The following is a 12,794-nucleotide window of genomic DNA, read 5'->3' as shown; positions in this document are numbered from 1 at the left end:
TTGCGCACCTTGGGGAATCTCGAGGTTCCCCGATGCGCAATCGCGCATTGGCGGTCATGCTTCGCATGCTCCGGAGCGGCGACTATCTTCGCACCACCCAGATCAGGACGAGCCCGGCGACCGCCGAGCCGATACCGACGATGCGCAGGATGTTGTCGGGTGTCGCCAGCGCGCTCTTCATCGCCCGGCGCATCCAGGCGGGGCTTGCCGCGAACAGAATGCCTTCGAGCACGAACAGGATTCCCAACCCGATGAGGAAGTCGCCGAACGCTATGGACTTCATCGGATGGCAGCCTCCCGCTCGATGCTTGTTGTTTTTGGTCGGCGGCGAAGCGTCATCCGCATCGCCGCCAAGTCCTGATGTTCAAGTCGTGACGTTACTGTTTCGGCGCGGCGGCCGCCTCAGGCAACTTGCCGCTTGCACCGCCGAAGTATCTGAAGAATTCCGAGTCCGGCCGCAACAGGAAACGCGTGTCGCTGGAACGCAGGCCGTTCTCATAGGCCGTCATCGAGCGATAGAACGCGAAGAAGTCCTTGTCCTTGCCATAGGCTTCGGCGAACAAGCGGTTGCGCTCGGCGTCACCCGCACCGCGGGTCTGGTCCGCGGCCGAGTTCGCCTCGGCGACGATCACGGTCGCTTCGCGGTCGGCCTTCGAGCGGATTTCCTGCGCCTTCTGGTCGCCCTGGGCACGGAACTCGGCCGCCTCGCGCTCACGTTCGGTCTTCATCCGGTTGTAGACGGCCTGGCTGTTCTGCTCCGGCAGGTCGGCACGGCGGATGCGGACGTCGACGACCTCGATGCCGTAGCCGTCCGCTTCCCTGTCGAGCTGCTCGCGAATCCGCTGCATCAGCTTCTCGCGATCGTCACGCACCACGGTGATGAAGTTGACCTCGCCGAGCACGCGGCGCAGCGCCGCGTTCAGCAGCGTGGTCAGCTGCAGATTGGCGGCCTGGATCGAGCCGACGCTGGTGTAGTAGCGCAACGCATTCTTGATGCGATAGCGCGCGAAGGCGTCGACCACGAGCCGCTTCTGGTCGGAGGCGATCACCTCCTGCGACGGGTTTTCCAGATCGAGGATGCGCTTGTCGACGTTGATCACCGAATTCCACGGCGCCTTGAAGTGCAGACCGGGCTCGGTGACGATGTCGACCGGCTCACCGAACCGCAAGACGATGGTCTGCTCGGTCTGCTGCACGGTGAACACCGAGCTGTAGCCGACGGCGAGCACAATGAAGAGGATGATCAGGGACACAATGCCGGTGACGGGAGACCTCATCGGGTGGCTCCCTGCTGCTGGCCGGTCGTGGCCGGTGCCGCCGGACGCCGCGGCGTCAGTTCGCCGAGCGGAAGGTAGGGCACGATGTTCTGGCCCGGGCCGCCGTCGTAAACCAGCTTCTCGGAGCCGCCGAGCACTTTTTCCATGGTCTCCAGATAGATGCGCTCGCGCGTCACGTCGGGTGCCTTCTTGTACTCTTCATAGACTTTCAGGAAGCGTGCGCTCTGGCCCTTGGCGTCGGCGACCGCCTGTTCCTTGTAGCCTTCGGCGGCCTGCAGGATCTGCGCGGAACGACCGCGCGCTTCCGGCACAATCCGGTTGGCGTAGGTCTGTGCCTCGTTCTGCTTGCGCTCGAGGTCGGCGCGCGCCGCCTGCACGTCGCGGAATGCGTCGATCACCTGCGCCGGCGGATCGACCTTCTGCATCTGCACCTGCGTGATCTGGATGCCCGCGTTGTAGGTATCGAGCGTCCTCTGCATCAGCTCCTGGACGCTCTGCTCGGTGACGTTGCGCGCCCCGGTCAGGATCGGCTGGATCTGCGAGCGGCCGATCACCTCACGCATCGCGCTTTCGGCAACCGCCTTCACGGTGCCTTCGGGATTCTGGATATTGAACAGATAGGCGCCGGCCCCACCCGGCTTGATGCGCCACAACACCGTGAAGTCGACGTCGACGATGTTCTCGTCGCCGGTCAGCATCAGGCTCTCTTCCGGCACGTCGCGCATGGTGCGGCCGCGGCGAGCGGGATCGTCGATCAGCGTCATGCCGATCGAGATCGTGTTGACGCGCAGCGCTTTCGGCAGCAGCACTGTCTCAATCGGATATGGCAGGTGATAGCGCAGGCCCGGCTGCGCATCCCGGACATACTTGCCGAAGCGCAGCACGACGCCGAGCTCTTCGGACTGCACGCGGAAGATGCCGGTCGCGAACCAGATCGCCAGCGCGGCGACCAGCACCAGCGCGACGCCCATGCCGCTGAAATGCCCGCCGGGCAGCCACTGCTGCAGGCGGTCCTGGCCGCGCCGCAGCAGATCCTCAAGATCCGGCGGCCTTGGCCCGGCTGACTGCGGACCGGTGCCCCATGGCCCTTTCGGACCCGAGCCCCAGGGCCCCCCGCCTTGATTTTTCCACGGCATCAAACATCTCCTCGGCAAGTCCGGACGGGACGCCCGGCCTCGAATGTCCGGCCCGGTTATAGGGGACCGCTAGGGCCCTTACAACGCAAGCTTCCTGGCCGGACGAGCTATGCGCCGGGGCATAATTGTCAATGCAAACATTGGTTAACCCGGGCCGCGCCGACGATATGTCACATAGGAGAAGTCGGCACTGTCGTCCGGGCCTGCCGGATTTCGCACGCGCGCCACCTCGTCCCACAGCTGCGCATCGATTTTGTCGAACCGCGTGTCGCCGTCCGGCCGGGCATGGACCTCGGTGATCTCAAGGCGATCGGCGGTGCCCATCCATTGCGCGTAGATTTCCGCGCCACCGATGATTGCAATCTCAGTGGCGAAACGCCGCAGCGCGTCACCAAGCGCAATGGCGCGGGCGTTGTCAAACGACGTCGTGACGATGGCGCCGCGCGCGCGGTAGTTGGGATCGCGCGTTACCACGATGTTGGTGCGGCCCGGCAGCGGCCTGCGCAGGGACTCAAAGGTCTTGCGCCCCATCACGACGGGCTTGTTGAGCGTGATCGCCTTGAAACGCTGCTGGTCGGATTTCAGCCGCCATGGAATGGCGTTGTCGCTCCCGATCACGCCGTTCTCGGCGACCGCTACGACGAGCACGATCTCCATCAGCGCGCCCCTTCCGCGAGAGCCGACAGCGCCTCGCCGGAGACGCGGCAAATCGTCCATTCGTCCATCATCTCGGCGCCGAGCGACTTGTAGAATGCAATCGACGGCGCGTTCCAGTCGAGCACCGCCCACTGCAGGCGCGACCAGCCATTGGCGAGGCATTGCTTCGCCAGATGCACCAAGAGCGCCTTGCCGATGCCCTTGCCGCGCAGCGCCGGACGCACGAAGAGGTCTTCGAGATAGATGCCGTGGCGGCCGGCGAAGGTCGAGAAATTGACGAACCAGACCGCGAAGCCGACAGGTTCGCCGTTCCATTCCGCGATGTCGCAATAGAGCCGCGGGTTGGCGCCGAACAGCGCCTCGGCGATATCGGCCTCGCTGGCGTGAACCTCGTGCAGAAGCTTTTCGTATTCGGCGAGTTCGCGGACCAGCGAGAACACCAGTCCGGCCTCATCGGGCCGCGCGCGGCGGATCGTCAGCGACATTCAATCCCTCAGACCGCAACTCATACCGCGACCTCGGCCTTGATGTGCGGATGCGGGTCGTAACCTTCGAGTTTGAAGTCTTCGTAGCGGAACGCGAAGATATCCTTCACGTCCGGATTGATCGCCATCGTCGGCAACGGCCGCGTCGGCCGCGTCAACTGCAGGCGCGCCTGCTCGAGATGGTTGGAGTAGAGGTGCGCGTCGCCGAGCGAGTGCACGAAATCGCCGGGCTTCAGCCCGGTCACCTGCGCGACCATCATGGTGAGCAGCGCATAGGAGGCGATATTGAAGGGTACGCCGAGGAAGACGTCGCCCGAGCGCTGATAGAGCTGACAGGACAATTTGCCGTTCGCGACATAGAACTGGAACAGGCAATGGCACGGCGGCAGCGCCATCTTGTCGACCTCGGCCGGATTCCAGGCGCTGACGATCAGCCGTCGCGAATCCGGATTGCGCTTGATCATCTCGACCACGCCAGCGATCTGGTCGATGCTACGGCCATCCGGCGCGGGCCACGACCGCCATTGCGAGCCGTACACCGGACCGAGGTCGCCGTTGGCGTCGGCCCATTCGTCCCAGATCGTGACGCCGTTGTCGTTGAGATATTTGATGTTGGTGTCGCCGGCGAGGAACCAGAGCAGCTCGTGCACGATCGCCTTCAGCGGCAGCCGCTTGGTGGTCAGCATCGGGAAGCCGGCCGCGAGGTTGAAACGCATCTGATGACCGAAGATCGACAGCGTCCCGGTGCCGGTGCGGTCGTGCTTCTCGGCACCGTCGGCGAGGATGCGTTCGAGCAGGTCGTGATACTGGTTCATGGCGTCTGTTTCGGGCTTTCGAGAGAACGACCAATGTAGCGGCCAAGGCCGCCGGTCGGCACGCTGATTCGGCTGAACGCACCGATTATACCCTGAAAAGTGAGCACTCCGCGCCAAACGACAAGGGGCGGAACTCGCGTCCCGCCCCTGCCCTATCTGCCTGATTGTACTGGATTAAGTTGCCGGCTTGAGCACCGGCGTCCACTTCGCGATCTCGTTCTTGACGAGCGTCGCGAGCGCCTCCGGCGTACGGTTGGCGGGTGCCGGGATCACGCTGCCGAGGTCGAGCAGGCGCTTGCGGACGTTCTCATCGTCAAGCGCCTTGATGGCCGCGGCATTCAACGTGGCGATGATGGCGGGCGAAGTTCCCTTCGGCGCGAAAATCGCATTCCAGGCCTGGGCCTGGAAGGCCGGCAAGCCGGCTTCCGTCGTGGTCGGCACATTGGGCAGCGACGGGTTGCGCTCGGGGGTGGCGACCGCATAGGCCTTGATGGTGCCGGCGTTGATCTGCGGCACCGCGTTGACGATCTGGTCGCACATGTAGTCGACCTGGCCGGCGACCAGCGCATTCATGGCCGGGCCGGTGCCGTTGAAGGGCACGCCGACCGGTTTGACGCCGAGGATCGAGTTCAGGAGCTCGCAGGAGGCGTGCGAGACCGAGCCGATGCCGGCATGCGCGGCGTTGACCTTCTCGGCATTGGCCTTCACGTAGGCGACGAATTCCTTGAGATCCTTCGGCGGAAAGTCCTTGCGGGCAAGGATCAGGATCGGCGTGCCGGCGAGCAGCGCGACCGGCTCGAAATCCTTTTCCGGGTGATAGGCAAGCTTCGGATAGAGCGGCACAGAGGCGGCGTGCGTGCCCATATGCCCTGTAATCAACGTATAGCCGTCATTGGCGGCGCGTGCGGCGCGCGTCGTCGCGGTGGTGCCGCCGGCGCCGACCACGTTCTCGATGACGATGCTCTGTCCCAGCGTCTGCGCCATGTGCGCGGTGACGATGCGCGAGATGACATCGGTCGGGCCGCCGGCTGCGAACGGCACGATCATGGTGATGGTGCGGGTCGGATAATTTTGCGCAGACGCCGGCATGGCGAATGCGCCGAGCGCGACAAATGCCGAAAGGCATGCGCCCGCAAGCGAGCGAATGGACATCATCTCAATTCCTCCCGGGAACGTTTGACCAATAAAAATGCCGGCCAAATCGGCCGGCATTTTCATTTCACGGGACGACATCGAGTGTCGATTCGACTTCCGCCTGCGGCGCGCCGACGCAGGGCCGACGGCTCGCTCAGCCCTCGGATTCCACGAACACTTCGTCGCGCTTGGCACGCAAGGTCGGCAGCACGGCAAGCACCAGGAGACCGGCCGCGATCGCCAGCAGCACCGCCGACAGCGGCCGCGAGACGAACACGCTCCAGTCGCCACGCGAGATCAACAGCGCGCGACGCAGGTTCTCCTCCATCAGCGGGCCCAGCACCATGCCGAGCAGCAGCGGTGCCGGCTCGAAATCGTGCTTGATCAGCCAATAGCCGACCAGGCCGAACACGCCGGCGAGCACGACGTCGACCGGCGCGTTGTTCACCGAGTAGATGCCGATCGCGCAGAACACCACGATCGAGGGGAACATCAGGCGGTACGGCACGCGCAGCAGACGGACCCAGATGCCCACCAACGGCAGGTTGATGATGATCAGCATCAGATTGCCGATCCACATCGAGGCGATCATGCCCCAGACCAGATCGGGCTGCTTCTGCATCACCTGCGGACCCGGCACGATGCCGTGGATGGTCATCGCGCCGACCATCAGCGCCATCACCGCGTTCGGCGGGATGCCGAGCGTGAGCAGCGGGATGAACGAGGTCTGCGCCGCGGCGTTGTTGGCGCTTTCCGGCGCCGCCACGCCCTCGATCGCGCCGCGGCCGAACCGCTTCGGATCCTTCGCCAGCTTCTTCTCCAGCGTATAGGCCGCGAACGAGGCGATCACGGCGCCGCCGCCCGGCAGGATGCCGAGGATCGAGCCAAGCACGGTGCCGCGCAGGATCGCCGGCGTGGAATCCGCGATGTCCTTCCTGGTCGGCATCAGGCCGGTGATCTTCTGCTGCACCAGGTTGCGGTTCATCTCGGCGCCGTGGTCGAGGTTGCGAATGATCTCCGCGAAGCCGAACACACCCATTGCCACGGTGGCAAAGCCGAGACCGTCGGCGAGCTCGGGGATGTTGAAGGCCATGCGCGAGGCGCCGGTCTCGATGTCGGAGCCGACCATCGACAGCAACAGGCCGAACACGATCATCGCGATCGCCTTCAGCACCGAGCCCTTGGCGAGCACCACCGCGAAGATCAGGCCGAGCACCATCAGCGAGAAATATTCAGCCGGACCGAACGCCAGCGCGAGCTTGGTCAGCGGCGCGCCGAGCACGGCGATCAGCACGGTCGCGACGCAGCCGGCGAAGAACGAGCCGATCGCGGCGATCGCCAGAGCCGGACCGGCGCGGCCCTGCTTGGCCATCTGGTGGCCGTCGAGCGCGGTGACCACCGAGGTCGCCTCGCCCGGAATATTGACCAGGATCGAGGTGGTCGAGCCGCCATATTGCGCGCCGTAATAGATGCCGGCGAGCATGATCAGCGCACCGACCGGCGGCAGGCCGAAGGTGATTGGCAGCAGCATGGCGACGGTGGCGATGGTGCCGATGCCCGGCAGCACGCCGACCAGCGTGCCGACCAGTGCGCCGATCAGGCACATCAGAAGGTTGATCGGCGAGAATGCGACCGCGAAACCGTGGGCGAGATTGGCAAACAGTTCCATCACGCCCTCACTGGATCAGGAAACGCGGGAACATCGGCATCGGAAGTCCCAGCACATAGGGGAAAAGCAGCGCGCAGCCGAGGGTCAGACAGGCGCCGACAATGATGGCCTCGACCAACTTCGTCTCCTGCGAGCCCATCGCCGCGATCATGAAGGCGGCAAAGGCGGAGACCACAAGCCCGAGTGGCCGGATCGCCAATGCGAAGAACACGATTGCGGCAGATACGAACAACGGGCCGCGCCAGGAATAGGCCGCGATATGCGGGCCATTCTGCAGAACTCCCATCAGCGCGACACCACCGCCGAGCAACAGCAGCAGCACGGCGAACATGCGCGGCGCGGTTCCGGCGCCGAACGAAAATCCGTGCATGCCCTGCAAATCGCTCGAGGCCCACAAGGCAAACAGCGCAACCGCCATCATGGCGAGCCCGCCGACAAAATCCTGCGGACCGCGCACCCATTTCGGCAAGATCGATTTGACCGGCGCCTCGCTCGGCGTATCGCTCATGACTTCGCTTCCCCCGTCAGGGCTGTCCCGCCCGTTTTGATTGAATGGCTTGGTTTGTGGTGCGTTGACCGAAAGCCTTGCTAGCGATTTTCGTCAGATAACGCCAGCGAAACCCAAGAGGCCTCCGGCCAGCAACATCCACAAAGGGTTGATCCGCGTCGCAAAAGCAAGCGCGGCCGCGACAATGGTGATCAGGACCGCGATCCAACTTTGGTCTGAGGTCTGCGCCACGATCAGGCCGGAGGCCGCCATCAGACCGATCGACAGCGGAACCAGTGCCGCCTGGATCATCGCCGGCCAGCGCGCCTCGCGCGAGCGATCGAGGAAACGGCTCACATAATAGGCAAGAAGCGCGGTCGGTCCGCACATCGCCACCGTCGCGGCCAACGCCCCGGCGACGCCTGCGACAGAATAGCCTATCAAGGTCACGATCAGCACGTTCGGCCCCGGCGAGAGCTGCGAGATCGCGAATACGTCGGCGAACTGCTTGTCGGTCAGCCAGTGATGCACGTCGACGGCGGCACGGTGCATTTCGGGAATCGCCGAATTGGCGCCGCCGACCGCAAACAGCGACATCAGGCCGAAGGTCCAGACCAGCGCCGCGATCGGGTTGGACTCCGAGCTCATGCCCGCACCATGCGGCGCGCCAGGACCGTCGTCGCAATGCTGAGCGGGATCGCCACCAGCAGCACGATCTGGAGCGGCCAGCGGATCAGTCCGATCGCGACGAAAACAGCAGCCAGAATGACGAGGCCCGTGACATCGCGCCGCTTCAGGAGCGGCATCATCATCTTGAAGACGACGGCGAACAGCAGCCCGACCGCGGCGCAGGCGACGCCGGCGAGCGTCCGGCGCAGCACGTCGATGTCGCCGTAACGGGCATAGAGCGCGGCAAGGATGGTCGCGATCACCATCGGCGGCCCGACCAGCCCGGCGAAGGCCGCGAGCCCGCCGGCTATGCCGCGAAAGCGCGAGCCGAATACGACCGACAGGTTGACGATGTTCGGACCTGGCAGGAAATGGCACAGCGCGAAGGTCTCGTTGAACTCCTCCGCGGTCATCCAGCGGTGCTGCTCGACGATCGCGCGCCGGGCCCAGACCAGAACCCCGCCAAAGCCGGCCAGCGACATCTTGGCAAAGGCCAGGAACAGCTCAAGCAGGCCGGGCTGGTGGGGCGGCGATGGTACGGGGGCATCCGGCGCCGGGGCGGCAACCGGCGGAGAATCCGGGGGCATGGACGAAACCTAGAACGGCGCCGGGACAGCGCCAAGACCCTGGCCAACCCGAAATCGGTGGGTTTTCACAGCCGAAAGGACCTGAATCGGCTCTGTTTTTCTAAGACTTTGCCGCTATATTGGGGGTGCCGGTTCGCCGGCTATGGAAATAAATGACCGTCGCAATAAACCATTCGGACCCGGGGGCGGTACCCGGCGCCTCCACCAAAATCCATCCGTCGCGGTGGCTTTCGGCGGGGGCGAAATAGGATCGACGAGGGCGTAAAGGGCGTGTTTTTTCTCGGTATGGTTCCGCCGACATCGGGCCAATGCAATAGTTGCCAACGACAACTTTGCTCCGGTTGCTCAGGCTGCGTAACGCAGTTTGAAAGACCATCTTAAAGTCCTAGCGGGTTAAGCTCCGCTAGGCGGGGTTCGGAGGCACCTGGCAACAGAAGCCTCCACTTCATCCCTTGTCTCCCAATCGGGCGTCCGCGCGCATTTCAGCTGCCAGCCCTGCTGATTTCCGGCTCCCGGCGGGGTAGCATGGCGAAAGGGCGAGTCGGACGGGTCCGGCGCCGCCCAGGCGCGCATTTTCGAAGCGACAGGATCACCATGGCGACCGATCACATCCGATATGACGTGCTGGCGCGCGATGCGCTGCGCGGGGTGCTGCGCCGGGTGTTGTCCGACGCCGCCGAACATGGCCTGCCGGGCGAGCATCATTTCTACATCACTTTCCTGTCGCACGGCGACGGCGTGAAGCTGTCGCCCCGGCTGCTCGCGCAGTATCCGGAGGAGATGACCATCATCCTGCAGCACCAGTTCTGGGATCTGGTGGTGACCGAGGATCGCTTCGAGGTCGGCCTGTCGTTCGGCGGGATTCCCGAGCGGCTGACCGTGCCGTTCGCCGCGGTGACGCGCTTCCTCGATCCGTCCGCGCCGTTCGATTTGCGCTTCGATGTCTCGGACGCACTGTCCGAAGAAGCCCCTCCCGCCACCGCACCGGCCTCTCCCCTGCCCGCCCCTGCGGCCGAGACCGAGAGCGCCGAGACCGAGCAGGAGCCCGCGAAGCCCAGCGAAGGCGCCGAGGTCGTGCGGCTGGACCGCTTCCGCAAGAAATAATCTAAGCGCAGATCACGCCTCGACCTTGTAGGATGCTTGCCGGGATCGGGATGACAAATCGTCATCCCGGCCTACCTTCTGCATGAACGTGCCCTTCACGCGGACGCTGTCGCGTTGCCGCGCGGGGCCACGTTTTGATGACGCAACGGCAAGCATCCACGGAAAGCATGATGGCTCGATCGACGATCCCCTCCAAGGCAAAGACCCGCAGCGAGACCGACAGCTTCGGTCCGATCGACGTTCCCGCCGACCGCTATTGGGGCGCGCAGACCGAACGCTCGCGGCAGAATTTCAAGATCGGCCACGACCGCATGCCGATCGCGATCGTCCATGCACTCGGCATCGTGAAGCTTGCGGCCGCGGAGACCAATCGCGAGCTCGGCCAGCTCGATGCGCGCCGCGCCGGCGCCATCATCCGCGCAGCCAAGGAAGTGATCGAAGGCAAGCTCGACGACAATTTCCCGCTGGTGGTCTGGCAGACCGGTTCGGGCACACAGAGCAACATGAACGTGAACGAGGTGATCGCCAACCGCGCCAACCAGATGCTCGGCGGCGAGCTTGGCGCCAAGAAGCCGATTCATCCGAACGATCACGTCAACATGAGTCAGTCGTCGAACGACTCGTTTCCGACCGCGATGCATATCGCCGCAGCGAGCCGCATCGTCGCCGATCTGATTCCAGCACTCACCGAACTGCATCGCGCGTTGCGCAACAAGGAGAAGGCGTTTGCCAAGATCGTCAAGATCGGGCGCACCCACACCCAGGATGCGACGCCGCTGACGCTCGGCCAGGAATTCTCCGGCTACGCAGCGCAGGTCGAGAGCGGCATCGCGCGGCTGCGCGTCGCGGTGAAAGATCTGCTTCCGCTCGCGCAGGGCGGCACCGCCGTCGGCACCGGCCTCAACTCGAAGCCGCGATTTGCGAAAACCTTCGCGCGCCACGTCGCCAAGATCACCAAGCTGCCGTTCACCAGCGCGGCCAACAAGTTCGAGGCGCTGGCTTCCAACGACGCCTATGTGCTGGTGCACGGCGCGATCAACTCGGTGGCGACCGGCCTGTTCAAGATCGCCAACGATATCCGCTTGCTCGGCTCGGGCCCGCGCTCGGGCCTCGGCGAGTTGATCCTGCCCGAGAACGAGCCGGGCTCGTCGATCATGCCTGGCAAGGTCAACCCGACCCAGTGCGAAGCCATGACCATGGTCTGCTGCCAGGTGTTCGGCAATCAGACCACGATCACCGTCGCCGGCAGCCAGGGCCATTTCGAGTTGAACGTGTACAAGCCTGTGTTGGCATACTGTATGATAAATTCCATTCAGTTGCTGTCTGACGTTGTCCGCTCATTTACCGAGCATTGCGTTGTCGGAATACGCGCCGACGAAAAGCGCATCAACGAACTGATGCAGCGCTCGCTGATGCTGGTCACCGCACTCGCACCGAAGATCGGTTACGACAACGCAGCCAAGGTCGCCAAGTCGGCGCATGCGCGCGGAACGACGCTGAAGGAAGAGGCTTTGCGGCTCGGATTTGTTTCCGCGGATGAATTTGATCGCCTCGTGCAGCCGGACAAAATGACACACCCGGGCTAAAGCGAAGCGCGCATTGTCCGGATAATTACGGTCAGCGCGCGTGATATAATTATGGATCATAACGCCTAAAGACTAAGGCGCGTTACCTATGAGCTCTGCGCTGGCGCATGGTACAGACGTCTAGTTTTCGCAGAGCGAAACGGATTCTTTGATGCTATCAGAGCATCAAACGGGGATTCGGGATGGATATCGAGCCGGGCGCGTAGCGCAGTTGCTCTTGCTTTCGTCACGATGCATCACCAATTCCGCTCTGGGGACGATGAGGACGACGAGCATGGGCGACGTGGTCAACTTGAAACGATTCAAGAAGCGCGGTGAGCGCGAACAAGCAGCGAAGCAGGCCGAAGCCAATCGTGCGCTATTCGGTCGCACCAAATCCGAACGAGCGCGTGACGAATTCCTCGGCGAGCGCAACGCGCGTGTGCTCGATCAGCACCGCATCGAAAATGGAGACGCATCATGAAGTCTCCCGTCGTCAAGCGCTCGATTGTCGTCGCCGGACACAAGACCAGCGTCAGCCTCGAAGAAGCCTTCTGGAATGGCATGAAGGAGATTTCCGGTCTGCGGAACATGACGCTGTCGGAGTTGGTCGGCGAGATCGACAACAACCGTCAGCAGGGCAATTTGTCCTCCGCGATCCGGCTGTTCGTGCTCGACTACTTCCGCTCGCGCGCCACGCCGGCGGTGCCCACGGATGTCAGGCCGCAACAGGTTGACACGCGTCAGCAGGCCTGACGGCCGTCTCCGACCGTCGCCACCAGTAGACGGTCGTTCCGCTGCGCGGGCTCAGCATGAAGGTCAATCGGATCGTCGCGAACGTTGCCGCACCGGACACAGCGGCAGCGAAGTCGTTTTATCGCGACGTGCTTGGCCTCGAGCCCCTGATGGATTTCGGTTGGGTTGCGACTTATGGCTCATCCGAAACAATGCAGGCTCAAATCAGCTTCGCTTCCGAAGGTGGCTCCGGCACGCCGGTGCCTGATCTCTCGATCGAGGTCGATGATCTCGACGAGGCCCTGCGCCGGATGAAGGCAGCCCGCATCGCGATCGAATACGGACCGGCGGAGGAGCCATGGGGCGTGCGGCGCTTCTTCGTCCGCGATCCCTTCGGCAAGCTGATCAATATTCTCCAGCACCGATCATGAGCCAGCGCTTCGTTTGAAGCGCTGTCTTGACGCGAACCGGTGC

16 protein-coding genes and 1 other RNA gene are annotated in these 12,794 nt (G+C 63.8%); 6 read left to right on the top strand and 11 right to left on the bottom strand.

The features are described 5' to 3' along the window. Window positions 1-82 precede the first annotated feature (82 nt). The 11 genes from J2R78_RS27830 to J2R78_RS27780 form a co-directional block, all read right to left on the bottom strand. Complete coding sequence (locus J2R78_RS27830; protein ID WP_028332483.1) at window positions 83-283, bottom strand: DUF2065 domain-containing protein; 201 nt, start codon at window positions 281-283, stop codon at window positions 83-85. A gap of 94 nt (window positions 284-377) precedes the next feature. Beyond that, entirely contained in the window at window positions 378-1,277 is a 900-nt protein-coding gene (gene hflC, locus J2R78_RS27825; protein WP_016841064.1) for a protease modulator HflC, read from the bottom strand. After that, window positions 1,274-2,413: an FtsH protease activity modulator HflK gene (gene hflK / locus J2R78_RS27820; protein ID WP_028342342.1), complete on the bottom strand. Its 1,140-nt coding sequence runs from the start codon at window positions 2,411-2,413 to the stop codon at window positions 1,274-1,276. The genes hflC and hflK overlap by 4 nt, the downstream gene beginning before the upstream one ends. Window positions 2,414-2,557: 144 nt before the next feature. Further along, entirely contained in the window at window positions 2,558-3,070 is a 513-nt protein-coding gene (locus tag J2R78_RS27815) for a dihydrofolate reductase (protein WP_076824257.1), read from the bottom strand. Further along, window positions 3,070-3,555, bottom strand: a complete 486-nt coding sequence (locus J2R78_RS27810) for a GNAT family N-acetyltransferase (protein WP_253607600.1) — start codon at window positions 3,553-3,555, stop codon at window positions 3,070-3,072. Before J2R78_RS27810 ends, J2R78_RS27815 begins: the two co-directional genes overlap by 1 nt. A 20-nt stretch (window positions 3,556-3,575) precedes the next feature. Further along, complete coding sequence (locus J2R78_RS27805; RefSeq protein WP_028332488.1) at window positions 3,576-4,370, bottom strand: thymidylate synthase; 795 nt, start codon at window positions 4,368-4,370, stop codon at window positions 3,576-3,578. 174 nt (window positions 4,371-4,544) lie between these two features. After that, window positions 4,545-5,525: a tripartite tricarboxylate transporter substrate binding protein BugD gene (locus J2R78_RS27800; RefSeq protein ID WP_092089948.1), complete on the bottom strand. Its 981-nt coding sequence runs from the start codon at window positions 5,523-5,525 to the stop codon at window positions 4,545-4,547. A 133-nt stretch (window positions 5,526-5,658) separates the two neighbouring features. Next, window positions 5,659-7,173 carry a tripartite tricarboxylate transporter permease gene (locus J2R78_RS27795; protein WP_018272999.1) on the bottom strand — a complete coding sequence of 505 codons (1,515 nt, stop codon included), beginning with the start codon at window positions 7,171-7,173 and terminating at the stop codon, window positions 5,659-5,661. A gap of 7 nt (window positions 7,174-7,180) precedes the next feature. Then, window positions 7,181-7,681, bottom strand: a complete 501-nt coding sequence (locus tag J2R78_RS27790; protein WP_057015038.1) for a tripartite tricarboxylate transporter TctB family protein — start codon at window positions 7,679-7,681, stop codon at window positions 7,181-7,183. A 93-nt stretch (window positions 7,682-7,774) separates the two neighbouring features. Further along, a complete protein-coding gene (locus J2R78_RS27785) occupies window positions 7,775-8,308 on the bottom strand; it encodes a chromate transporter (RefSeq protein ID WP_076824254.1) in 534 nt (177 codons plus the stop codon). After that, on the bottom strand, window positions 8,305-8,916 hold the full coding sequence (locus J2R78_RS27780; protein WP_253607598.1) for a chromate transporter: 612 nt from the start codon (window positions 8,914-8,916) through the stop codon (window positions 8,305-8,307). Before J2R78_RS27780 ends, J2R78_RS27785 begins: the two co-directional genes overlap by 4 nt. Before the next feature lie 88 nt (window positions 8,917-9,004). On the opposite strand from J2R78_RS27780, the gene ssrA reads away from it, so the two are divergent. The 6 genes from ssrA (at window position 9,005) to J2R78_RS27750 (ending at window position 12,751) form a co-directional block, all read left to right on the top strand. After that, window positions 9,005-9,361, top strand: a transfer-messenger RNA (tmRNA) gene (gene ssrA / locus J2R78_RS27775). A gap of 149 nt (window positions 9,362-9,510) precedes the next feature. Continuing rightward, window positions 9,511-10,020, top strand: a complete 510-nt coding sequence (locus tag J2R78_RS27770) for an SspB family protein (RefSeq protein WP_092088616.1) — start codon at window positions 9,511-9,513, stop codon at window positions 10,018-10,020. A gap of 167 nt (window positions 10,021-10,187) precedes the next feature. Continuing rightward, window positions 10,188-11,606: a class II fumarate hydratase gene (gene fumC / locus J2R78_RS27765; RefSeq protein WP_253607596.1), complete on the top strand. Its 1,419-nt coding sequence runs from the start codon at window positions 10,188-10,190 to the stop codon at window positions 11,604-11,606. 274 nt (window positions 11,607-11,880) lie between these two features. Then, a complete protein-coding gene (locus J2R78_RS27760) occupies window positions 11,881-12,069 on the top strand; it encodes a DUF4169 family protein (protein WP_016841076.1) in 189 nt (62 codons plus the stop codon). Next, window positions 12,066-12,341: a ribbon-helix-helix domain-containing protein gene (locus tag J2R78_RS27755; protein WP_024580116.1), complete on the top strand. Its 276-nt coding sequence runs from the start codon at window positions 12,066-12,068 to the stop codon at window positions 12,339-12,341. The genes J2R78_RS27760 and J2R78_RS27755 overlap by 4 nt, the downstream gene beginning before the upstream one ends. A 56-nt stretch (window positions 12,342-12,397) precedes the next feature. Beyond that, the gene (locus tag J2R78_RS27750) at window positions 12,398-12,751 is read left to right on the top strand and encodes a VOC family protein (RefSeq protein WP_253607594.1); all 354 of its coding nucleotides are present in this window, start codon (window positions 12,398-12,400) and stop codon (window positions 12,749-12,751) included. Window positions 12,752-12,794 lie beyond the last annotated feature (43 nt).

The sequence above is a fragment of the Bradyrhizobium sp. USDA 4538 genome (assembly GCF_024171045.1).
GTDB classification, from domain to species: Bacteria; Pseudomonadota; Alphaproteobacteria; order Rhizobiales; family Xanthobacteraceae; genus Bradyrhizobium; species Bradyrhizobium australafricanum.
This window is presented reverse-complemented; position numbering and strand designations above follow the sequence as displayed.

What these genes read in the sequence shown, in the direction of transcription:
- J2R78_RS27830 (WP_028332483.1), bottom strand. Translation starts at nt 283, where the DNA reads ATGAAGTCCATAGCGTTCGGCGACTTCCTCATCGGGTTGGGAATCCTG.
- hflC (WP_016841064.1), bottom strand. Translation starts at nt 1,277, where the DNA reads ATGAGGTCTCCCGTCACCGGCATTGTGTCCCTGATCATCCTCTTCATT.
- hflK (WP_028342342.1), bottom strand. Translation starts at nt 2,413, where the DNA reads ATGCCGTGGAAAAATCAAGGCGGGGGGCCCTGGGGCTCGGGTCCGAAA.
- J2R78_RS27815 (WP_076824257.1), bottom strand. Translation starts at nt 3,070, where the DNA reads ATGGAGATCGTGCTCGTCGTAGCGGTCGCCGAGAACGGCGTGATCGGG.
- J2R78_RS27810 (WP_253607600.1), bottom strand. Translation starts at nt 3,555, where the DNA reads ATGTCGCTGACGATCCGCCGCGCGCGGCCCGATGAGGCCGGACTGGTG.
- J2R78_RS27805 (WP_028332488.1), bottom strand. Translation starts at nt 4,370, where the DNA reads ATGAACCAGTATCACGACCTGCTCGAACGCATCCTCGCCGACGGTGCC.
- J2R78_RS27800 (WP_092089948.1), bottom strand. Translation starts at nt 5,525, where the DNA reads ATGATGTCCATTCGCTCGCTTGCGGGCGCATGCCTTTCGGCATTTGTC.
- J2R78_RS27795 (WP_018272999.1), bottom strand. Translation starts at nt 7,173, where the DNA reads ATGGAACTGTTTGCCAATCTCGCCCACGGTTTCGCGGTCGCATTCTCG.
- J2R78_RS27790 (WP_057015038.1), bottom strand. Translation starts at nt 7,681, where the DNA reads ATGAGCGATACGCCGAGCGAGGCGCCGGTCAAATCGATCTTGCCGAAA.
- J2R78_RS27785 (WP_076824254.1), bottom strand. Translation starts at nt 8,308, where the DNA reads ATGAGCTCGGAGTCCAACCCGATCGCGGCGCTGGTCTGGACCTTCGGC.
- J2R78_RS27780 (WP_253607598.1), bottom strand. Translation starts at nt 8,916, where the DNA reads ATGCCCCCGGATTCTCCGCCGGTTGCCGCCCCGGCGCCGGATGCCCCC.
- J2R78_RS27770 (WP_092088616.1), top strand. Translation starts at nt 9,511, where the DNA reads ATGGCGACCGATCACATCCGATATGACGTGCTGGCGCGCGATGCGCTG.
- fumC (WP_253607596.1), top strand. Translation starts at nt 10,188, where the DNA reads ATGATGGCTCGATCGACGATCCCCTCCAAGGCAAAGACCCGCAGCGAG.
- J2R78_RS27760 (WP_016841076.1), top strand. Translation starts at nt 11,881, where the DNA reads ATGGGCGACGTGGTCAACTTGAAACGATTCAAGAAGCGCGGTGAGCGC.
- J2R78_RS27755 (WP_024580116.1), top strand. Translation starts at nt 12,066, where the DNA reads ATGAAGTCTCCCGTCGTCAAGCGCTCGATTGTCGTCGCCGGACACAAG.
- J2R78_RS27750 (WP_253607594.1), top strand. Translation starts at nt 12,398, where the DNA reads ATGAAGGTCAATCGGATCGTCGCGAACGTTGCCGCACCGGACACAGCG.